This window comes from Arthrobacter sp. PM3 (genome assembly GCF_003352915.1).
In the GTDB taxonomy this organism is placed as follows: Bacteria; Actinomycetota; Actinomycetes; order Actinomycetales; family Micrococcaceae; genus Arthrobacter.
On the sequence record NZ_CP022314.1, the window covers coordinates 2,896,679 to 2,918,880 of the forward strand.

The 22,202-nt window shown below is 62.7% G+C and carries 16 protein-coding genes; 5 read left to right on the plus strand and 11 right to left on the minus strand.

What is annotated here, in order from left to right; genetic code table 11:
* The coding region (locus CFN17_RS13150; protein WP_208751485.1) for a VOC family protein at positions 1 to 728 on the minus strand (728 nt) is incomplete at its 3' end.
* A gap of 52 nt (positions 729 to 780) precedes the next feature.
* A complete protein-coding gene (gene hpaE, locus CFN17_RS13155; protein ID WP_208748237.1) occupies positions 781 to 2,298 on the minus strand; it encodes a 5-carboxymethyl-2-hydroxymuconate semialdehyde dehydrogenase in 1,518 nt (505 codons plus the stop codon).
* 282 nt (positions 2,299 to 2,580) lie between these two features.
* Here hpaE and CFN17_RS13160 point away from each other — a divergent pair, with 282 nt between their 5' ends.
* Positions 2,581 to 4,485, plus strand: coding sequence for an FAD-binding monooxygenase (locus CFN17_RS13160; protein ID WP_208748238.1), 1,905 nt, complete (start codon positions 2,581 to 2,583; stop codon positions 4,483 to 4,485).
* 467 nt (positions 4,486 to 4,952) lie between these two features.
* Here CFN17_RS13160 and CFN17_RS13165 read toward each other — a convergent pair whose 3' ends face one another.
* The 5 genes from CFN17_RS13165 to CFN17_RS13185 all read right to left on the minus strand — a co-directional run bounded on the left by CFN17_RS13165 (position 4,953) and on the right by CFN17_RS13185 (position 10,535).
* A complete protein-coding gene (locus CFN17_RS13165; protein ID WP_208748239.1) occupies positions 4,953 to 5,765 on the minus strand; it encodes an SDR family NAD(P)-dependent oxidoreductase in 813 nt (270 codons plus the stop codon).
* A gap of 99 nt (positions 5,766 to 5,864) precedes the next feature.
* Positions 5,865 to 7,274, minus strand: coding sequence for an aldehyde dehydrogenase family protein (locus CFN17_RS13170; RefSeq protein ID WP_208748240.1), 1,410 nt, complete (start codon positions 7,272 to 7,274; stop codon positions 5,865 to 5,867).
* A 55-nt stretch (positions 7,275 to 7,329) separates the two neighbouring features.
* A complete protein-coding gene (locus tag CFN17_RS13175) occupies positions 7,330 to 8,088 on the minus strand; it encodes an SDR family NAD(P)-dependent oxidoreductase (RefSeq protein WP_208748241.1) in 759 nt (252 codons plus the stop codon).
* Positions 8,089 to 8,219: 131 nt separating this feature from the next.
* Entirely contained in the window at positions 8,220 to 9,020 is an 801-nt protein-coding gene (locus tag CFN17_RS13180) for a MoaF C-terminal domain-containing protein (protein WP_208748242.1), read from the minus strand.
* Between the two features lie 60 nt (positions 9,021 to 9,080).
* A complete protein-coding gene (locus CFN17_RS13185; RefSeq protein ID WP_208748243.1) occupies positions 9,081 to 10,535 on the minus strand; it encodes an APC family permease in 1,455 nt (484 codons plus the stop codon).
* A 223-nt stretch (positions 10,536 to 10,758) separates the two neighbouring features.
* Here CFN17_RS13185 and CFN17_RS13190 point away from each other — a divergent pair, with 223 nt between their 5' ends.
* Positions 10,759 to 11,400, plus strand: a complete 642-nt coding sequence (locus tag CFN17_RS13190; protein ID WP_208748244.1) for a TetR/AcrR family transcriptional regulator — start codon at positions 10,759 to 10,761, stop codon at positions 11,398 to 11,400.
* 375 nt (positions 11,401 to 11,775) lie between these two features.
* Here CFN17_RS13190 and CFN17_RS13195 read toward each other — a convergent pair whose 3' ends face one another.
* Positions 11,776 to 12,879, minus strand: a complete 1,104-nt coding sequence (locus CFN17_RS13195) for an Lrp/AsnC family transcriptional regulator (protein ID WP_261792194.1) — start codon at positions 12,877 to 12,879, stop codon at positions 11,776 to 11,778.
* A gap of 163 nt (positions 12,880 to 13,042) precedes the next feature.
* Here CFN17_RS13195 and CFN17_RS13200 point away from each other — a divergent pair, with 163 nt between their 5' ends.
* The 3 genes from CFN17_RS13200 to CFN17_RS13210 all read left to right on the plus strand — a co-directional run bounded on the left by CFN17_RS13200 (position 13,043) and on the right by CFN17_RS13210 (position 17,386).
* Entirely contained in the window at positions 13,043 to 14,431 is a 1,389-nt protein-coding gene (locus CFN17_RS13200; RefSeq protein WP_261792195.1) for an MFS transporter, read from the plus strand.
* Between the two features lie 21 nt (positions 14,432 to 14,452).
* Complete coding sequence (locus CFN17_RS13205; protein ID WP_208748246.1) at positions 14,453 to 15,685, plus strand: amidohydrolase; 1,233 nt, start codon at positions 14,453 to 14,455, stop codon at positions 15,683 to 15,685.
* 213 nt (positions 15,686 to 15,898) lie between these two features.
* The gene (locus tag CFN17_RS13210) at positions 15,899 to 17,386 is read left to right on the plus strand and encodes an amidohydrolase (RefSeq protein ID WP_208748247.1); all 1,488 of its coding nucleotides are present in this window, start codon (positions 15,899 to 15,901) and stop codon (positions 17,384 to 17,386) included.
* Positions 17,387 to 18,836: 1,450 nt separating this feature from the next.
* On the opposite strand, the gene CFN17_RS13215 is transcribed toward CFN17_RS13210, so the two are convergent.
* The 3 genes from CFN17_RS13215 to CFN17_RS13225 all read right to left on the minus strand — a co-directional run bounded on the left by CFN17_RS13215 (position 18,837) and on the right by CFN17_RS13225 (position 22,161).
* Entirely contained in the window at positions 18,837 to 19,628 is a 792-nt protein-coding gene (locus CFN17_RS13215; RefSeq protein WP_208748248.1) for an SDR family NAD(P)-dependent oxidoreductase, read from the minus strand.
* A 171-nt stretch (positions 19,629 to 19,799) separates the two neighbouring features.
* Complete coding sequence (locus tag CFN17_RS13220) at positions 19,800 to 20,612, minus strand: sugar phosphate isomerase/epimerase (RefSeq protein WP_208751487.1); 813 nt, start codon at positions 20,610 to 20,612, stop codon at positions 19,800 to 19,802.
* Between the two features lie 184 nt (positions 20,613 to 20,796).
* Positions 20,797 to 22,161, minus strand: coding sequence for an MFS transporter (locus CFN17_RS13225; RefSeq protein ID WP_261792196.1), 1,365 nt, complete (start codon positions 22,159 to 22,161; stop codon positions 20,797 to 20,799).
* Positions 22,162 to 22,202 lie beyond the last annotated feature (41 nt).

The following is a 22,202-nucleotide window of genomic DNA, read 5'->3' on the forward strand; positions in this document are numbered from 1 at the left end:
CGTTCGATCCGGTCGCTGATGCGCAGGGCGCCCATCTTGTCGCAGATCTGGATGATGTTGTGCTTCTCGTGCGTGGCGAACGCGACGTGGTGCATGCGGGGTCCGTTGCCGCCGGTCAGGGCGGTGTCGTGGACGGTCTGCTTGCGGTGCATCCAGGCGGCGTACGTGACGCCGTCGGAGTCCTGGATGTCTTCGGAGACTCGGAAGCCGAGGTCTTCGAGGTACTTGCGGCCGCGCGGGACGTCCGGGGTGACCTGGTTGAAGTGGTCCAGCCGGACGAGTTCGCCGGCGGAGTAGAGGTCGTAGCGCTGGGTGAGGCGCTCCACGTGCTCGACCTCGTAGAAGAACTCGTAGGGGAAGCCCAGCGGGTCCTCGACGCGGACGGAGTCGCCGATGCCCTTGGTGAAGCCGTCCTTGCGGCGTTCGGTGCGGCAGCCGAGTTCCTTGTAGTAGGCCTCGGCGGCGTCGACCTCGGCGGGGGATTTCACCCGGTAGGCGAAGGCGGCGACGGCGGCGATGGGGCCCTTGCGGAGCACCAGGTTGTGGTGGATGAACTCCTCGAGGGAGCGCAGGTAGATCGCGTTCTCGTCTTCCTCGGTCACGTGCAGGCCGAGCAGGTCCACGTAGAAGGCGCGGGACTTGGCGAGGTCGGTGACCACGATTTCCATGTAGGCGCAGCGGACGATGTCCGGGGCCGGGACGCTGGGGGTGGGGATGACGTTGCTCATGGTGTTCTCTCTTCGTTGAGTGAGGGTTCTGCTGCAGCGGCTGGATGTGGTCCTACTTGCGTGTGCCGAAGCGAGGGGAGTGGGCTTCGTTGAGATTGATCTGCACGGACTGCTGTGTCGTGTAGAAATCCACTGAGCGGTAGCCGCCTTCGCGACCGAGACCGGAGGCTTTGACGCCGCCGAAGGGGGTGCGGAGGTCGCGGACGTTGTTGGAATTGAGCCACACCATGCCTGACTCGATGCCGTTGGCGAAGTTGTGGGCCCGCTTGAGGTTTTCGGTCCAGACGTAGGCCGCGAGCCCGTACTTGGTATTGTTCGCGAGTTCGAGGGCCTCTTCATCGTTCTCGAAGGGTGTGATCGCCACGACGGGACCGAAGATCTCCTCCTGGAAGATCCGCGCGTCAGGGGCCACATCCGCGAAGACGGTCGGGGCGACGTAGTTTCCGGAGGTGAAGCCCTCGGCGCGGCCACCGCCGGCGAGGAGCCGGCCCTCGGACTTGCCGATCTCGATGTAGCTCAGGACCTTCTCGCAGTGGTTGGGATGGACGAGCGATCCTACTTCCGTGGCCGGGTCGCTGGGCAGCCCGACGACGATGTTCTTGGCGCGTTCGGCGAAGCGGGTGACAAAGTCGTCGTAGATGTCCCGGTGCACCAGCACCCGGCTGCCGGCGGTGCAGCGTTCGCCGTTGAGGCTGAAGACGCCGAAAACGGTGGCATCCAGGGCCGCTTCGATATCCGCATCGGCGAAGATCACGGCCGGGCTCTTGCCTCCCAGTTCAAGGGAAAGGCTCTTGAATTGCGGCGCGGCCGCGGTGGAGATCGTCGCCCCGGTCGAGCTGTCGCCCGTGAAGGAAATGATGGGCACGTCGGGGTGCCTGACCAGGTAGTCCCCGGCAACGCCGCCGGATCCAAAGACCAGGTTGAAGACGCCGTCGGGCAGGCCGGCCTCGCGGAAGATCTCCGGCCAGAGGACGGCGGAGAGGGGGGTGTAGCTTGCAGGCTTCATGACCACGGTGTTGCCGGTGGCGATGGCCGGGGCGAGCTTCCAGGACTCCTGCATGAACGGGACGTTCCAGGGGGTGATGAGGCCGGCGACGCCGATCGGCTTGCGGTTCACGTAGTTGATCTGGCGGCCGGGGACCTTGAAGGCGTTGTCTTCCTGGGCCACGATCAGGTCGGCGAAGAAGCGGAAGTTCTCAGCAGCACGGCGGGCCTGGCCCTTGGCCTGGGTGATGGGAAGCCCAGAGTCGAAGCTTTCGAGTAAGGCAAGTTCGTCGTCGCGGGATTCGACGATGTCGGCGATCTTGTGCAGCACACGCGAGCGTTCCCGTGGGAGCATCTTCGACCACGGGCCTTCCTTGAACGCGCGCAAGGCGGCCGCCACGGCGAGGTCGACGTCCTCCTCGTGGGCAGAAGCGGCCGTCGCGTAGTTCTCATTCGATACCGGGTCCAGGACGGCGAAAGTCTTGCCACTGATCGAGTCGACGAATTTCCCATCTATGAAGTGCTGCAGGTGTGTCGGGAGGTTTTCGGGAATGAAGTGTTTAGCGGTCTCTACTGAGGTCGTCATCGATGAAGTCCTTTTCGCTAAGGGTGGGCTGGTTGGTCGGAGCTTGCGGGGCGGGAGCTGAGGGCGGCAACCCGCGCCGAAGAATCAAGTACGAAATCGTATACGAAACTATGCACTGTCACTGTGATGCGGGTCAAGCTTTTTTCCCAGCCTCGCAACCCCCATGTCCGCGTCTTGTGGCTTGGCCCACAGTCAACCGAGCTAGTGCTCAATTGTTCTTTTATAGAATATGGTGTTCTATTATCGAACACTAAGCTAGCCACGAAGAAGTGAGGAAAGCCCGTGCAGTTCCACCATCACGGCTACGTATCCGGAGACCCGAGGGCCCAGGCGCCCGCGGGAGTCGGCATTGAGCGGCTCAGTGAGCTCCCTGATGAAGTCGATGTGCTCATCGTGGGCAGCGGGCCTGCCGGCATGCTGACGGCCGCACAATTGTCGCAGTTTCCAGGTGTTACCACCCGGATCGTCGAGCGCCGGCCCGGCCGCTTGGCCATTGGGCAGGCTGACGGTATCCAGGCCCGGAGCGTAGAGACGTTCCAGGCCTTTGGTTTCGCGGAGCAAATAACAGCTGAGGCGTACCGGATTACTGAGATGGCGTTCTGGAAGCCGGACCCCGCCGACCATTCAAAAATCGTCCGCAGTGCGCGGGCAGTCGACGACCCGGCAGGGATCAGCGAGTTCCCGCACCTGATCGTGAACCAGGCACGCGTGTTGGACTATTTCGCCGAGTTCATGGCCAACTCTCCGGCCCGTATGCGGCCGGACTACGGGTATGAATTCGTGGGCCTGGAGGTCACTGGTGAGGGTGAATACCCCGTCACGGTGACCCTTGCCCGCACCTCGGGCCCGGATGAAGGCCGCGAACGCGTGGTCCGTGCCAAGTACGTCGTCGGTGCGGACGGGGCGCGCAGTAAGGTGCGTTCAGCGATTGGTTGCACGTTGGCCGGGGACCAGGCCAACCACGCATGGGGTGTCATGGACGTGCTGGCAGTGACAGACTTCCCGGATATCCGTTTGAAGTGCGCCATACAGTCCGGAGAGGGCGGGAGCATCCTGCTGATTCCCCGCGAAGGCGGACACCTGTTCCGCATGTACGTAGACCTCGGAGAAGTCGCTGCCGACGATCACGGCGCGGTCCGCAAGACCACCATCGAGCAGATCATCGCCAAGGCCAACGACATCCTCCGCCCGTACACCCTCGATGTCCGCAACGTGGCGTGGCACAGCGTCTACGAGGTAGGCCACCGCCTCACGGACAGGTTCGACGATGTCCTCCCGGAGGAACGCGGTACGCGCAGTCCCAGGGTGTTCATCACCGGCGATGCCTGCCACACCCACAGCGCCAAAGCCGGCCAGGGCATGAACGTCTCCATGCAGGACGGGTTCAACATCGGCTGGAAGCTCGGTCACGTCCTGGAGGGCCGCAGCCCCGAAACCCTCCTGGACACCTATTCCGCCGAGCGGCAGATCGTGGCGAAGAACCTGATCGACTTCGATAAAGAATGGTCCACGCTCATGGCCAAGAAGCCGGAGGAGTTCACGGATCCCACCGAACTGGAAACCTTTTACACCAGCACCGCGGAATTCCCCGCCGGCTTCATGACCCAGTACGGGCCCTCCATGCTCATTGCCGAACCTAAGCACCAGGACTTGGCCACCGATTTCCCGATCGGCAAGCGCTTCAAGTCCGCCCCCGTGCAGCGGGTCTGCGATACCAACCCCGTCCACCTCGGCCACCATGCGAAAGCAGACGGCCGCTGGCGCATCTACGTCTTCGCTGATACCGCAACGGCCGGCACCCCGGGACCCGTGGCGGACTTCGCCGAGTGGCTCGCGACCGCGAGTGACTCCCCGCTGGCCGCGACACCGTTAGACCTTGATCGCGACGCCTGGTTCGACGTCAAGGTGATCTATCAGCAGGACCACACCGGTGTGGACATCAACGCCGTCCCGGCCGTCTTCAAACCCACCGTCGGGCCGTTCAAGCTCACCTACCTGGAGAAAGTCTTCGGAACCGATCCAGCGGCCGACATCTTCGACCAGCGCGGCCTCAGCCGCGACGGCGTGGTCGTCGTCGTGCGCCCCGACCAGTACGTCGCGAACGTTCTCCCCCTGACCGCGACGGCGGAACTGGCCCTGTTCTTCGCCGGGCTCCAGACCACGGCGCGGAGCTACGAGTTGGCCTAGAAACCTGAGTTCGCCAAGCGGCCTCCTGGCCGTTTAATGGTGACCTGACGGGATCGCGTCGAAGCATCAAGCTAAAGCGTTGAATAGCAGCCTAGGGGCGAACAAAAGGTGGCCTCGAACAGATTTGTTCGAGGCCACCTTTTCGTGAACCTACACTGTGCCGTGGGATGGCAGTCGCCAGACTTCTTCCCCTTCACTTCTCAAGTACAGACGGCGGCCGCCGCCGTCACTGAGGTGAAGCCAGAGGATTTCACCGTCTTCGGTCACGGTGTCCACCGATCCTGCTGACACCTCCGTACCGTTCATGACTAGCAGTACTTCATCACCGGGACCTAACTTCGTCCAATCAGAGATGTACTCGCCGGTTTCCGTACTTGGTTCCCCAACCTTTGGGTTCGTTCCACCCAGGGGTTGAATAAGGGACGGCCGCCGTCCCTGGAGCAGGGCACCGGGCGAGCCGTGGTGCCTCATGGCTGGCCTGCGTGCTTGAGCGAATCACCGGGGCTAAGGGCAAGACCGCCTGGATCGACTGATATCATCCCGCCGTCCACCGGTATCACGGCGGCATTAACGTAGGAGGCCTTGTCCGAGAGCAGCCAGGCGATAACGTCGGCTACTTCTGCGGCCTCTGCGGGCCTGCGGGCCGGCACAAAGGAGGTTGCTGCCTTGTATGCGTCGTCGGAGCTTAACCCCAGTTCTGCTCCGTATTCCTTCATCTCCATGTCGGCCATTTCGGTCCTTGTCCAACCGGGGCAGACGACGTTGGCCCTCACGCCACGGGGACCGTAGTCAACGGCGATGGACTGAACCAGCATCGCCAGGCCGGCTTTGGTTGCGCTGTAGCCGGCCGTGCCTGCCGTCGCCCTAAGGGCAGCCGCGGAGGACACGCCGACGATCGCGCCGTTGGTATCGAGCAAGTGGGGCATCGCTTCACGGATCAGGCGGAAAGGACCCGTGAGGTTTGTTCCGATCATGGCGTCCCAGTCCTCGTTCGACAATTCCCCTGCTGATCCCGGGCGGACAATTCCGGCGTTCAGAACCAGTCCGCTGACAGAGCCAAATCGGGCGAGCGCCGACTCGACAAGCCTGCTCACATCCTGCTGCAAGCAGGCGTCGGCTACCACCGGGAAAGCGCCGGTTGCCTCCGCTATCCGCTGCAACGGCTCGGCGCGGCGACCGGAGATTACCACCTCCCATCCCTGTGCCCTAAGCGCGCCCGCCGCGGCGCTGCCTATCCCCGTGCCTCCTCCTGTAACGATTGCGACTGGACGGTTGCTCATGTGGTTCCTTTGCATTGATGGCTAACGTGCTGTGTTAAAGACCGATGCCCACGCTTCAGGGGAGGCGTGGGCATCGGTCAGGTGCTTGGGTGCGTCCGGTCAGCCGTTGATGACTTGGGGGACACCGACGGCTTTGAGGCCTTCGACGCCGAACTCGAGGCCGTATCCTGATTGCTTGGCGCCACCGAACGGGATGCGGGGGTCAACGGTGCCGTGCTTGTTGATCCACACCGTGCCTGCTTCGATCCGGCCTGCAACTTCGCGTGCAAGGTCGAGGTTGCTGCTCCAGACGGAAGCGCCGAGGCCGACATCCAGGCCGTTGGCTTTCTCTACGGCTTCATCGATGGTGCTGTATTTGATGATTGGCAGCGCGGGACCGAACTGTTCCTCGGCGACGAGCGGGTTGTCGTTGTCGATGTCGGCCACGAGGGTGGTGGGGTAGAAGTAGCCGGGCTGGCCGGTGTCCGGGTTCCCGCCGAGCAGCACGCGCGCGCCGGAATCCTTGGCCGCGTTTACAAGGTTGGTCACGATGTCGTACTGCGACTTGTTCTGCAGCGGTCCGAGGACGTTTTTCTCGTCCAGGCCGTTGCCCATTGGCATGGCGGCGGCAACCTTGGTCAGCTCATCGCATACTGCCTCGTAGATGTCTTCGTGGACGTAGAGTCGCTTGAGGGCTGCGCAGGTCTGGCCGGTGTTGATGAATGCACCCCAAAAGACGTCCTCGGCGATGGCCTTCGGATCGGCATCCGGCAGCACGATGCCGGCGTCGTTGCCGCCCAGTTCCAAGGTCAGGCGTTTGACGGTGTCGGCAGAGGACTTGATGATAGCGCGCCCGGCGGCGGTGGAACCGGTAAACATAACTTTGCCGATCGCCGGGTGCTCAGTGAGGCGCGCCCCTACGTCCCGTCCACATGAAACAGCCGTCAGGATCCCCTCTGGCAGAGCTTCGTTAATAACCCTGACCAAGGCCAAGACGGACAGGGGAGTGTTCCCTGAAGGCTTGACCACCACCGTATTGCCCATCCGCAAGGCCGGCGCAAGCTGCCATACGGCGATCATCATGGGCCAGTTCCATGGTCCGATCGCGGCCACGACGCCGATCGGCTTGTAGTGGAGCTGGGCGCGGGTTTCACCGTCGTCGACGACAGTTTCCGGCTTCAGTTCGATGGTTGCCGCCGACCGCAGCCAGGCTGCGCAGGCGCCGACCTCGAAGCGTGCGTTGGGTCCGTTCAGGGGTTTGCCTTGCTCGCGGGAGAGGATCTGTGCCAGTTCCTCGGCTGAGCGTTCCACGGCGTCGGCTGCTTTCAGCAGCGCCTCGGACCGTCCCTCATGGCCGAGAGCGGCCCACGAGGGCTGGGCGGCTTGGGCTGCAGCTACCACCGTTTCCAGGTACTCGAGATCATGGATCGGCGCCTCACCAACAACCCCTCCGGTAGCAGGATCAAGAATCGTGCGCGTCGGGCCGGTAAATGAGGTGATGTCATCCAGTAGTGATTCGTGAGTTTTCATGTGGTTCTCCTCTTCGAGTGGTGTTTTGCGTTGTCCGGGGGGCCGGGCTGGAGATTTACGAGAATTCGAGTGCCGGTTGGGCTGATCGTGCCAAATATCCGAAGTCAGCGACGATGCTGGTCCCGTTGATGGGCGCGCTGACCGGGGATGCGAGGAATGCTGCGTGGCGCCCGATCTGCTGTGCATCAATAACGGGAAGCCCGGTGCCCGCAAAACCTTGCGGCCGACCAAGGTCCGCGCGGGACATCGGAGTGTCAACCACGCCCGGGCACAAGCAGTTCACCCTCAGTCCGTCGTGATCGACGCTCAGAGCCTTGGTCAGCATCAGCACGGCACCCTTGGAGGTGCTGTACGGCGTCATGCCCTCGAACGCCACGAGCGCGGAGTCGGAAGCGAGGAACACGATGGATGCAATGTCACTTCGCTTTAGCAGCGGTATGGTGTGCTTGGCGACCAGGAAGTTCCCGCGGACGTTGACAGCCATAACGCGGTCCCAGTCTTCGACGGTAATGTCCTCTGCCGTTGCCCCCACGGGGCCTGATACTCCGGCGCAGCCGATAACGGTGTCCAGTTGACCGTAAAACTCGTCCAACCTTTGCACGACGGCGCGCACGTCGCTTTCGTCCGTGACGTCCGCTTGGGCGAATTCGACATCATGGCCCCTGCTGATCAGCTCCTCCGCAACTGCAGCGCCCGCCGTGTTCCGGTCAACAATGAAAACCTTCGCTCCTTCGGCGGCAAGGGCTTCGACGCACGCCCGTCCGATGCCGGAGCCGCCCCCCGTCACCAGAGCTACACGGTTTCGCAGTCCCATATCCAAGGTCTTGTCCGATCTCCTGCTTACTGCCGGGGCCGTGGGCGTCCCGGCGCCCCACCTGGCATGGAGGAAGGTGCCCAGTCCCGGGCGGGAGGTGTCCAGCCGAGCGGCTGGACACCTCCCAATGATTAATGCTTGTGAGTGTCCGCCGGGTACACGGTGGTGTTAAGGACGCTGAGCCGCGAGTTGAACGGCAGGATGACCGGTTCGTTGGCGGGGTCGTCCCAACCGAACATCCGGCCAATGGAACGCTCCTCGCGCAGGTCAACCAACAGCACGGCCTCAACACACATGACCTTTTCCGTCCAGAAGAAGATGAACAGGTCCTCGGCAACTTCCCAGGTCATGCAGCGGTCAGTGTCAGCCAGACCGGCCTCGCCGCCGCGAATGCAGTTCCAAGTGAACGTGCCCGGGTTGAGGTAAATGTGCTCGTAGGTTTCGACGTCGCTGTAGCGGTAGAAGATCCGCTTGCCAACCAGGCCGCTGGAACGCTCGTGCTTCACATCGGCACCGTTGATGTTGACCTGGCTGAAGTCCGTGGTGCTGCGGGTCCTGCCGTCAACGTCGAGGAAGCGCGATACGCCGGTGGTGGCGGCGCCGGTGTTGCGGTCAAGGATGACGGTGATGTTTTCGGCGTTGAACCCTTCGCCCCGTACGAAGTCGATGATGAAGATGCCGGGCCTTGCCTCGATGGCCTTGTAGGTGGCCTCGCCGCTGGTCTTTTCCTCGCCCCGCCTCTCGGTCCAGAGAAGGGAGGACTCGTTCTGGAATGCGTAGTCGGCTGTGTAACCGTCGGCAGGCAGCGTCAGGGTCGTGCCCGCGAGAGCGGCGGAGGCCGGAAGGGTTTGGTCCCCGAAGCCTTCGAGCATGGCGGATACCGGCGGCCACTGATCTTCCGGAATGAAGTCCTGGATGTCAACTGAAGTCATGGTTGTTTTCCTTGTTCTTGTTACTTTGTGGGATGGACTGATGGAAGTTGCAGGCGGCGCTCAGCCGACGACAGCGGCGAAGTCAATTTCCTTCTTTTGTGCCCCTCGGGCGAGGCCGGCGACGAAGAAGAGGGGGATGGCCAGCAGCAGCCACCGGGCGGCACCGCCCGCGCCGCCGAGCAGCGCGTCGTAGTTATCCAGGGTCAGGTACCCGATGACGATGAAGGCGAGGAAGGACAACGCGGGCGCGATGACCGTAACCCAAAGGTTGTCCCGCATCCGGTTCCGTGCAAAGAACACGATGATCGCGGCCGAGGTGACCAACAGGATGGTGATGAATCCCGCGGTGCCCAGTGCGACGAACCAGGAGAAGACTGTGGTGATGGGGTCGGCGCCGGCAAAAAGGAAGGCGCTGATGATCAGCAGAACGACGATGCCGTTGATCAGGCCGGCAACGTGCGGTGCACCGGTCGTTGACACGGCAGACAGCCGTGCCGGCAGCGCCCCGGAGCGTCCGAGCGAGAAGAGGTACCTCGAGAACATGTTGGACAGACCCAGCAGCATGGCGAGGAAGCTGGTGACGACCAGGACCTGCATGGTCATGCTCAGCCAGTAGCCGGCACTGTTGTCCGCCAGATCGAAAATCATGCTGGCAGGATTTTCGGTCGCAACGGTTTGAATGTTGTCAATGCCGATGGCGCCACTGATGGCCCAGGTCGAGATGGTGTAGAAGATGCCGACGAAGGCAATAACGAAGTACGCGGCGCGGGGGATGGTCCTGCGCGGGTCCTTAGCTTCCTCAGCGAACACCACGGTGGCTTCGAAGCTTGTAAAGCAGGCGAAAGCGAACAGCAGGGAAATACCCAGGCCCGGACCAAAGACGTTGGCTCCGGTAAAGCCATCAAAGCTGAAAATGCCGAAGCCCTTTTGTGCGATGAGCGAGATCACGAGGGCTGCCACCGCGAATGCCTCACCCAGGATGAGAATCCCCAGGACCTTAAGGCTCGCGTCCACGCCCCGCATCGTCAGCCCGGTGACCACTGCAAGCAGTACAGCGATCCAGATGTAAACCGGCACACTGATTCCCGTAAGTCCTTCAACCAGGAGCTGCGCGAAGACACCAAACTGGGACCACAATCCGATTTGCAGGCTGAGGTACGTGACGATGGCGATCCCAGCACCGCCGGTAGCCCACTTGGTGCCAAGCCCTTTCGCCATGTAGGCGACGAAGCCGCCCGCGTTGGTGATGTGCTGGCTCATCCGCAGGTACCCCACGGAGAACAGTGCAACCAGAAGGGCGGCAATTACATAGATCACGGGCGTTCCAGCTCCGGTCGCCGAAAACAGGACGGGGCTGGCGCCTACCACGGCCGCCATGGGAGCTGCCGCAGCGATGGCAAAGAACGCGATGGCTATGACACCGAGCTTGTTGGCCCTCAACCGCACGGGAACGTCTATGGGGCCGTGCGCTTCAAGCCCGGGCTGCACTGCAGATACGACTGGTTCTTGATTCATCCGTTGGCTCTTTCAAAGAGTGCATGGCCTGTAGCCGATGCGGAAGACATATGGAAAATCCCTGCGCCACCCGCGCCGCACTGCGCTGGGGAAATGGGAGGGGAAACGTTCACTCCGGCTGCGGTCGGGGTAGTGATCCCAACCACAAGCGAAACTCTACGCTTGTTTAGTTCTTGCTGTCAACGACTCCTATTTCCCGCCCTGGGCACGATAAACTCGGTTCATGAAGCAACCTTCAGGCCGCCTGCCTTACGGCGACGGGCGGGAAGCCCTGCTCGCCGCTGTCATCGACGTGGTGGGCCGAAAGGGACTCAGGGGCGTCACCTACCGTGCCGTTGCGGCGAAGGCCGGCGTTAACCACACCCTGGTGACTCATCACTTTGGTTCAATCGAGGGCCTCTTGTCGGCCACCATGGAATGGGCAGTCCAAAGGTCCATCGAGGAAACAGGACTGGAAAGGATTGGGGACTTCGACGAGGAGTTTGCTGATTCGCTGATTGCAACCGTGTCGGCCGAGCCGGAATTGCAGCTGTTCCAGTTTGAAATGCTGCTGGAGTCGAGACGCAATCCTGAGGTACGGAAGCTGGTGCAGCGGCTGTACGCCAATTACATGCAGACCGTGGAGGACGCCCTTCTGAAGCGGGGGCTGCCGGCAGATGATTCGATATCCCTTGCCATCTTTGCCGCTTTGGACGGGCTCATGCTTCAGTTCCTGACAATCAGCGACCCGGTCAGGATCCGGGCCGCTGTTGTGCAGGTCGGTAAGCTCGCCGCCGAACTCGAAGCGCGACGCGGAGCGTCCCGCGACCCCGGCGATGAGGTCCAGCCGATATCGGAGAAGGCCGGGACTTTCCCCGTAGCTTAGCGGCGGCCCGGAGGAAGTCAGGCTATGCGGCGACGGTCGTGGTCGTGTCTCCGGGCGGGCTTGCCATGCTGGGCAATCCCGTGCCCGGCCCAGGCGCATCCCCACCCAGCGGCAAAACAGGGTGTGGACATTGTCAACACTTATATCCGCTTTATTGAGGGTAGTAGGGGCGGCGTCCGGTGTCAGGTTTGGACCTCCGGGGTCATTGTGGCTGAGTCAGAACAGAACGAAACCGAGCCAAATCCGACGAGCTCTCACCACAGCCTGGCGTCAGCTTGGGGCGTGCCTCAGCTGTACTGAAGAATATGTCCGGTTCTCCGAACGCCTCCCTTGGAGCCCTCGGTGGCGCGACCATTGGTTGCTGACAGATCGCGTTCACCCTTCGTCAGCTGAAGCTTCAGCATTCGGCGACGTTGAGTGCGAGGCGGCCCCGTGAAGTTTCTTTCTACCTGGGTGCACTGTAGTGCCGAAGCCCGGGCCGGTCTCCGGGTATGGATGGACGAAGCCCAGGGTGGCCCGGCCGTTCTCGTCGATGAGCCGGCCAAGGTGCTTGCTCATTCCGAAAACTACGCTCCGATCCACAATCCGGGCGCTGGGAACTGCTGCTTCCAGGGCCGCCTCGAACCGCATGACATCGGTGAGTTCCCGCAGCCATACGGCCACGACCATGTTGTACTGGCTTGCCACGGCCAGCGCCGTCCGGGCCTCGGGGATCCGCGCCATGAGTCCGTGCATTTGCTCGATGTGTTTGGCCGCGGTGCGCACGAAGTACCAGGCATAGACTGGCCAGCCGGTCACGCTTCTGGCCACGTCGGTACGGATCCGCAGTTTGCCGTCGGCTCGCATGCGGGCCATGCCGTCAGCCACCCGTTGTTCGCTGAGGCCGTGTTCGGCTGCGATGCGGCTGACGGGACGGCGGCCGTCCTCCATCAGGCAATGCACCAAGGCGAGTTCGACGTCGGGATGCACAGTCCGCGGTGCCCGCGCCCGAGGCGGCTTGGGCTTGGCGATCTTGGCCGCCTCCTGCGAAGAGAGAGAGCGCAGTCTCCAGTCGGAGGCCTCCATGATCATTTCGGTGACCAGATGCGTTTGGGTGTTCCGGATTCCTTCCAATGCGCCGATTTGGTTGGTGACTACATCCCAAACAGCCCTGGGGTTCTCGGCCAGTACGGTGGCGAGCAGGTCCCGCCCTCCTGAGGTGTGGTCGAGGGTCATCACGGCGGGTAGTTGCGCCATCTGACGTGCAACGTCACTGGTGTGTTGCGGCAGGCAGGTGATGTCCACCAAGGCCGAGGCGCCTGTCGGGAAGATCCCCGTGACCCACGCGAGGCCACGTTCCCGCAATGATTCCCAGCGCCGGGCCAGCGTCACGGCGTCAACGCCAATCACCGGTGCCAGCTCAGTCCACGGTGCCCGGCCCTCAATCTGCAGAGCATGGATCATGCGTTCCTCGAGCGGGTCCAGCACATATTCCTTCACAGGATGAAGACTATCCGGGGAAAGCTTCAATTTCACCTGTCAGAAACATACCCCCTTGATGATTGTGTGATCCCGTTCACTACTCATAAAAATCGGAGTGCACATGCGTTCACTTGCGCAGACATCCAAACCGGCTGGGGGAGTTGTTGGCTTTCTGGTTGTCATGGAGATCGGCAGCGGCATCCTGCAGGGCTGGCTGAGTCCACTGTTTTCCTCGATCGGACAGCATTACGGCGTGTCGGCCGCGTCCCTGAACTGGATCAGCGCGGCCTACCTGCTGTCCACAGCGCTGGTGGTCCCCCTGCTCTCAAAACTGGGTGACATCTTCGGCCACAAACGTCTCCTGATGATCTCCACCGCGATCGTCGCCGGCGCATCAGTCCTTGTGGCCGTGGCACCGAGCTACGAGCTGTTCCTTCTGGGCCGGGCCATCCAGGCGCCATTGGCCGTCTTCCTGCCCCTTGAGTTCGCGATTGTCCACCAGCGCGACTCGGAAAGATCAGGACGCAGCATCGGCAGGCTCGTGGCGGCCCTAACCTTGGGCGCCACATTTGGCGGTCTGCTGTCCGGCTTTGTCCTGGACGCCGTAGGCAGCCTCTCGATAACCCTGCTCGTGCCGGCCATCTTCGTTGCCCTCTGCGTCCCGGGTATCGCGATCTTCGTGAGGGAGACCCCGCTGCGCACCCAAGGCCGGGTCGATTATCTCGGAGCCGTACTGCTCGGCGGTGGCCTGGTGGCCGTCCTGGGTGGGGCATCCAATCTTGCAACGTGGCCTCCGCTGGCAACCGCAGCGGCCATGCTGGTGGGCGGCCTCCTGCTGGTGGCCTGGGTTGTGTCTGCCCGACGCATCCAACACCCACTGGTGGACCTGAACATGCTGCTCCGCGGCGGTATCGGTTTGCCCATCTTCGTCGCATTCCTCTACGGAGCCACGCTCTTCGGGGCCCAGGCGCCCATCTCCATCTACCTTCGCACAGATCCTTCCACCCAAGGCTTCGGCTTCGGCGCGTCGGCATCCACTGCCGGACTGGTACTGAGCGTCCTTGCCGTCGCAGCCTTCATTGGCGCTTCCCTTGGGGACCGTGTTTCAAGGGTCCTCGGAGGTGCACGCACCGTGGCGTTGGGCGGCGCGCTTGGGGCGATCGCATTCGTGCTGATGATCCTCATCCCAGGCAGCCTTGTAATCTTCACGGTGTGGCTGGCGGTCTCGGGCCTGGGTTCAGGCCTTGTCATCAGCTCTCTGCCAACGCTGGTGGTTCAACGCGCCAAAGCCGATTCAGTCGGCATCGCCTCGGGACTCTACAACACCGCACGCACGGCGGCAGGCGGCGTCGCGGGGGCGCTCTTCGCCCTGCTGATGGCGGCCCTTTCAACACCCACCACAACCGGCACACGCGCGGCCACACAGCTTTCTTTCCACGCGGTGTGGTGGATCTGCGCCGGACTCTCTGTCGCTTTCGCCCTCGCCGTCCTCTTCATCAAGCGCCCGCAAGCCGTCGCTCCGGCGGTCCAGCCGGTCGCCGTTGCCGAAACCCTCGAACCCATCAACTGATCAGGCAAAAGGAAGAACATCATGACAATTTCAGTGGACACCCGGACAATCAGCCAGCAACTGCGCGAGATTGTACGAACCTCGGTTGCCGACGCCGGACCTTCCCTCCTCGAACTCAGCCACAAGATCCACTCTCTCGCCGAGGTCTCCTGGGAAGAGCACCAATCCGCCTCGCTAGTAGCATCGTTCCTGCGTGAGAACGGCTTCGACGTCACCGAGGCCGCCTATGGGTTGCCTACTTCCATCGAAGCCGTGTACGGCACCGGTGAGCTGACTGTCGTCGTCTGCGCCGAGTACGACGCACTGCCGGAAGTCGGCCACGCCTGCGGCCACAACATGATCGCCGCCGCAGGAGTTGGCGCCGTGTTGGCCCTCAAGCCAGTGGCCGACTCCGCCGGACTGCGCATCAAGCTCCTGGGCACGCCCGCCGAGGAACACGGCGGAGGCAAAGTGTCGCTGCTGCAGGCCGGCGCGTGGGAAGACGCTGCCTTCTCCCTCATGGTCCACGGTGCAACCGGCCCCGACCGTAGCGTCGCAGCTATGGGGGTCGCCGCCGTCGAACGTTTTGAAGTGCAGTACAAAGGCAGCGAAGCCCACGCAGCCGGAGCCCCCGACAAAGCCATCAACGCCGGGGCCGCCGCGAGCCTTGCCTTGGTGAACATGGCCATGCTGCGCCAGCACCTCCCGAAGAACGCCAACATCAACGCCTTCATCTCCCACGGTGGAGGAGCCACCAACGTCATCGCCGGGGAAACCACTCTCCAGGTGGAAGTTCGTGCCGGGGACATCGACGTCTGGCGTGGCCTCAAGCGCCGCGTGCTGGCCTGCTTCGAAGGCGCCGCTATCGCCACTGGATGCACCTGGACGCACCACCAAACCGAACACCCTTACGCACCCCTGAATACCCACAATGGGCTGGGTAAAGCCTGGGACAACAACATGGGAGAAATCGGCCGGCCCGTGGACACCACCCCGATCTTCGGCGGCGGATCCACGGACATGGGCAACGTCTCTCAAGTCATCCCCGCCCTGCACGGCATGGTCTCGGTCCGCGACAGCACAGCCGTACCGCACCACCCGAACTTCACCGCTGCAGCATCATCCCCGGAAGGCGACCAAATGGTCCTCGATGGCGCAACCGTCATGGCCCTGACCGTCCTGGACGCCGCCCTCGACCCAGCACTCCGGGCCGAACTGCTGGAACTGCAGGCCGCCCGGGAGCCGGGCGCTACGACAACCACGCTGGAAGCCTGAGGTCAGGTTCCGCAACCAGAGCCGCTAGGCAGGCGCAGTTGTCGAAGGCTCCGAATTCAGGATGGCCGGCCACACGTGATGATGAGCCTGCCATCTCACCGGGGCCGCGGCGATTCTGACGTTCACACCGGAGCCACAGGCTCACGCCCATTAGGGCCGGCCCCCTTCTTCCTCCCGCGCCAGCGCGGAACCAACCCCCTCGAAAGGAAAGCAATGACCATCGACAGCACCACGCCACCCGGCACCCTGCACACCGACCACCTGGGCGCGCTCACCGAGCGGACGTCGGCCGCCGCCCCTGAGTTCACGGCGATGGCCGACGCGATCTGGGACGACCCGGAAATGCGCTGGGAGGAATTCCGCGCCCAGGAAAAGCACCAAGCTGCCGCCCGATCACACGGATTCACGATCACAGAGAAGGTGGCCGGCATTCCGACGGCCTTCCACGCAGAACGCGGAACCGGGGGGCCCGTCATCGCCTTCCTGGGTGAATACGACGCACTGGCCGACATCAGTCAGGAGTCCGGGAACCCGCTGCGCACCCCGGACCCGGCGAACACCTCCGGCAACGGGCACGGCTGCCACCACCACCTGCTCGGCTCCGGTGCGCTGCTAGCCGCTGTGGTCACCGCCGAGTACTTCGAGGCGGCGGGCATCGAGGCCCGGGTGCGCTACTACGGCTGCCCGGCCGAGGAGGCGGCCGCCGGAAAGACGTTCATGGTCAAGGCCGGGGCGTTCAATGACGTCGACGCGGCCGTGACCTGGCATCCGACGCCCCTCACCCGAAGCCGCCAGTCCCTGACGCTGTCGTACTCGCAGGTCTACTTCCACTTCACGGGCCTGGCGGCCCACGCAGGAGCGATGCCCCATCTCGGGCGCTCCGCGCTGGACGCCGTCGAACTGATGAATGTCGGCGTAAACTTCCTGCGGGAGCATATGCCCGACTCCGCACGCGTGCACTATGCGATCACCGATGCAGGCGGCCGTTCCCCCAATGTGGTCCAGGCCCATGCCAGCGTCTACTACGTGATCCGCGCCGAGGACACGCGCCAAATGAGGGACCTCCACGAGCGGGTTGTGCGGATCGCCCGCGGTGCAGCGCTGATGACGGAGACGGAACTGGAGATTGAGTTCGACGGCGCGTGCGCCGAGGTGCTGCCCAACGAGGTGCTCGAGCGCACCCTGGAGGGCGTCCTGCAACAGCTCGGCCCGGTGCCGTTCGATGCCGCCGACCAACTCGCCGCCACCGAGTTCGCTATTGGCCTTGATGGCCGGGAGATTGCCGCAGCGAAGCGGCTCGTCGGCTGGGACGTGCGCGATGAACGCGCCCTGCACGACGAGGTCGCCCCGTATTCTCCGGAACAGCCGCGCCCGCAGATGACAGGCTCAACGGACGTGGGCGACGTCAGTTGGGTGGTGCCCACGGTACAGATCTCGTCCGCCACCGCGGCGCTGGGCACTCCTTTCCACGCTTGGCAAACCGTGGCGCAGGGCAAAATGCCGGCCGCGCACAAGGGCATGATCCATGCTGCTACCTCGATGGCTGCCACAGCCGCTGCCATCGTCATCGACCGCGAAGTTCTGACAGCGGCACAGCGGGAGCATTCGGACATCCTCGCGCTAACCCCGTACCTCGAGCCGATCCCCGACGGCGTCGTGGCCCCGCCCCTGCGCGCCGACGGCCGCTCGACTAAGCACTAGCCCTTCCCGCAGCTGCAAACGCTGGCCGTGTCGGGGTGGATGGTTGAACGCCTCGTGCTTTCCAACTTCTACCCCTACACGGTGGCTTTGACTGCCGCCCCAGCGCGCCGTCGTCGGCGTGCTCATTCTCGCCGCTAGCTCGGCCGCGGCAGCGCGGCGCGTAAGGGAGATTATTGACCAAGGCGTGATGTCCGGACAGTTCCGGGCCGTTGAGGCGGCCTTTGCTTCAGAGCTGGTTGTTCTAGCCATCGACGGGGTGCAGCCCGGTCGGCTGCTGCGCCCCACCGGGCTCACCGCGGGTGAAGCATTCGCGGGGTAGCCGACGTCGCGCTCGACGGGCTGCAGAACCAGTCGCCCCGTTAAAAGGCGTGTGTGACTAGCCGAGGCATCCTCTGTCAGGTTGGGCTGTATTCCAATCAGACGGAGCCGGAGAAGACCCCGCGCAACGGCCGCGGCATTTACTGCCAACCCGGTATTGGCTTGCGGCCGGTCGTGAGCTCGTTGATGGCGGTGTATTCGTCGCGGGAGGAACTATCCTTGCGGAATCGAATTTCCGTTCGAGATGTTCTAACGGGGTTGTGCCTGGGCTGGGGCAGGACTACGGGCGACCGGTGCAGTAACAGGGCCCGTGGCAGGTCATTGGAGGTACCTGAACGCGCTCCACTTCGGGGTGATCACCTTGCAGCCTGCTGCGTGCCGGGCCCCGAAACTGGGAAGTGCGTTGCGTCCGGACTTGCGAAAGAACGCTTTGCCCCCGCAAGCGATGCATATGAGATGGGAACGCCGGCCATGGATTTCGGATTGTCCAAGAGCACTGAATTCATCGACTTCCCATTCTCTTTTATCGGTCACGCATAGAACCAACTTCACACCCCGTTCCTCCTTCATTACTGCGCCGCTGAGCAAATCTCGGTCCTTCGTTGCGGCCCGCAGAACCGGGCTTTGGGAGTGCGGGATCTCTTGCTCTCGCAGTTGCCTGGTGCAGTGCGCTTTGACCAGCGGCGTCGGGCCGGCGTCCTCGCTGAGTTCGGCGTGCACAACACGAGCGAATCCGCGGGAATTCATCAGTCGATGGCATGATCTCGCCAGGGACGTTCTGTGGAGGCTGCTTGCGGCTGGTTATCCGGTCAGTGGACCGGCTTGGGGGCTGCTGCATGGTGGTTCGGTGCAGCGATGGCCTCGACCGGGACCGGGTCGAGGGCATCCCCCTAGTGTGGGGCGTCAGGGGTCGGAAGTGCAGCAGTGCCGGGAGGACACTTTTAGGCTTCCGGCCCGACGACGGGACAGGCGAGGGGGACCGCCCCGTGCAGCGGTGCTCTGCCCGCAAGGGCGGGCTCGGGCAATGCCTGGGTATGGCGGGCGCTGTGGTGGCGGGCGCTGTGGTGGCGGGGCTCCCGCCACTCCCGGGCGACGGCTACGTCAATTCCCCGGTATCGGTAAAGATCGGGCTCTAAGACTTGGAGCTGGGTCGACCAGGAATGTGGCTAAGAATAGACTTGGAGAAGCCGCCATCGACACAGATGTCCTGCCCGGTGACATAACCCGATAGCGGACCTACAAGTAACTCGATCACGTTCGCAATGTCCATGGGATCACCAATTCTTGCCAGCGGGATGATATCTTCCCTTGCCTTCTTGATTTGGGGATCTTCATACATTTTTTCCGTCATCCGTGTATGGGTCATGCCCGGGGAGACGACGTTTGCACGGATTCCGTCAGGCGCCCATTCCAGCGCGAGCGTTTGGGCCAGCATCGTCAACGCAGCTTTGCTTGGGCTGTAAGCGCCTGATCCCGCATGTGGTTGTTGACCGGACATTGAGGAGGTAAAACAGGCGGCGCCGCGGCTCTGCTTCAAGTGCGGGTAGCTTGCTTTGGCAAGAAGCCATGCGCCGCGAAGGTTGACGGAGAACATCCTCTCCCAGTCCTCAAGCGACACGTCACAGATGGGGCCCGGGTTGGCGATTCCGGCGTTCGCTACCAACGCGTCCAGGCCACCGAATTCCGCTACTGTAGCCTCTATCAGTTGGCTTGGTACGTCGGGGTCGCCGAGATCGCCGGCCATTGCGATGGCGGAACCGCCCATGGACTGGATTGAACGAACGATTTGTTCTTGACTGCTGTTCGATTCCTGTCCACATACGGCAATCATCGGGTGCACGCCCCGGGCAAGAGCCGCCTCTGCGAGTCTCAGGCATGCAGCTGCGCCTATGCCGCTAGTTCCGCCACTGACCAGTGCTCTCATTGCACGCACTCCTTATTAACATCGATTCATATGAAACTGTTTTAACCATCAAATATGGTAGAAAATCATGGACCGCAAAGTCGGCCACTTTGCAGATTCGCAGCAAATGTAAACCGATTCTATTATTTCCTCGCAAACATCGGCTCATCGGCCGCGATCTCAAACGCTGGGTTAGCTACCCAGATCCCAGCCTTGGTTCTTGAGATCCTGCATTGCTTTCTTGAATTCCTGCACTGGGTTCTCTTCGCGGATGATCTCAAGGACTACGTTATTGACGCCGCACGTTGCGTCGACGGCTTTGCCCAATCTATTCCAGTCGATTACTCCGGTGCCGATTGGATCATGCCCCCAGATTTCCGTGCCGGTATCGGAAATATGCACAAGTCCAATTGACTGGTGGTTGGAGAGCAGACTTTCGACGGGATCCTCTCCAATGTAGGCGGCGTTGGCGACGTCGTACACGATCTTTACAGCATCGTCGTTGATAGTGCTTACCACGCCTGCCAGGTCCTGGATGGTTGGGGTGAAGCAGTATGGAGTGTTTTCGAAAAGCAGTCGTGTGCCGGCCTGTTTGGCCAGCGGAATGAGAGCCTCCAGACTCTCGTACATCCACCCGTAGGTCTTCTCGAGTGAAGGTGAGATCATTGGGCGTCTTGTGCCGGGGGATATCACAACGTCGCGGACATCCCAGGCTGCGGCCAGGTCGATCACCGATTGAATGTGCTCGATGCTTTTGCGGCGCATATTGGCGCCCGGGCTGGCCAGGTTAATGTCGTATCCACCGGCGTTCAGCGACCTGATTGTGGCGCCGTATTCAGCGAGTCTTGCACGAGTCTCCGCGCGCTTCGCGTCGGGAATTTCATCCGGCCAGCAATGTGGAGAGCTGACCGGAACCTCAAAGGTGTTGTAACCGTTGTCGACCAGTTCAGCTATCGCATCAATTGCCGTAGATGACCATAGATAAGAGAACGTGTTAATAATCATTTGGTTCACTTGAAGGCATCCTCTCTATTCTTCGCCTATCGAGAAAAAGTGTTATAACGCAACGTGAGTTTCCATCCTGCCAAGGGACCGCCCCTTGGCGAGCCGGACGGCTCGACGAGGCCCGGGGCAGACACGCCCCTTCTTGCCCGGTCGAGCCGCCACGGCTTCCTGGGGACCAGCGTTCCTACCGGGAACGCTTCGCCTGGTCAGTGGCCGACGAAGTGCCCAAGAGCAGGTGTTCGCCTTCGAGTACCTCGGTGTCGGCGGGAGCCACGGTGACACGCCCGGCCCGGCTTCCGGTCTCGGGGAGGGTGAAGTAGACGATGAGGCAGAGCGCGACAATGGCGATCATGTAGACCGCGACGAGCATCGGCTGTCCGGCGCCGACGAACGCGGCGGCGATCAGCGGGGCGGTTCCACCGAAGACGGCGATGACGATCTGGTGTGCGAATCCGATGCCCGATACCCGTACCGCAGCCGGGAACAGCTCTGCCTGGATGGTCGGGTAGACGGCCTGCCAGATGCCGAGAACCACCCACCCGGACGCCGATACCAGGACGTAGACGCCGAAGCCCGGCTGGTTCAGCAGCAAGAGCATGGGGTAGAAGAGGACGATCATGCCGATGGCACCGATGATGGGGAAGATCTTGCGTCGGCCGAGCCGGTCCGAGAGCGCGCCGCAGACCGGCACGATGATAACGAGCAAGGCCAGCCCGATAACGTTTCCGGCCAGGGTGGAGGACAGGTCCCGGCCGGTGGTCAGCTTGGCGTAGGTGGGAAGGAAGGTGGCCCAGGTGTAGTAGGCCACGGCCGGGGCAGAGAGCGCTGCCGCCTGCAAGAGCGCCTTCGGGTGTTCGCGAAGCAGGTCCATCAGGCGGGCGGGGGCGGACTTGTGATCGACGAGGGCAGTTGCCTCAAACTCAGGGGTTTCATCCGAGCGGGCCCGCAGGATGAGACCGGCGATGCCGAGGATGCCGCCCACGATGAACGGGATGCGCCAACCAAAGGCGGCCAGGTCCGCTGGGGCAAAGGCCGAGGTCACCATTGCCGCTGCGCCGGTCGCTGCGAGGGTCGCGAGGCCGCTTGCCATGTTGGTGAACGAACCGAACAGGCCCCTCCGGTTTGCCGGAGCGTGTTCAACCATGAATGCGATGGCGCTCTGTCCCTCGCTGCCGGCCGAGATGCCCTGGAGGATGCGTGCGACCAGAAAAAGAATCGGTGCTGCGTAGCCGATGGTCGCAAATGACGGCGTGAGGCCGATGATCAGAGCACCTAGCGCCATGCCGGAGATGGACAGTGTGAGGATCAGCCGTCGTCCGAAGCGGTCGGCCAGTGGAGAGATGATGATTCCGCTGAGCGGGCGTACAACAAACCCGAGTGCGTACGTGAGCAGCGCCGCGATCAGGGACGCGAACGGGGAATCGCTTGGAAATATCTGCGATGAGAACACCGCTGCCAGCAGCCCGTAGACGTACCAGTCGTACCACTCCACGAAGTGGCCGATCGTGCCTGCCACCATATTGACGTTGCGGCGACGGTGGTCAGGCACTTCGGAAAGCTCCGAGTCTGGACTGTCTACGGCTTCTTTTG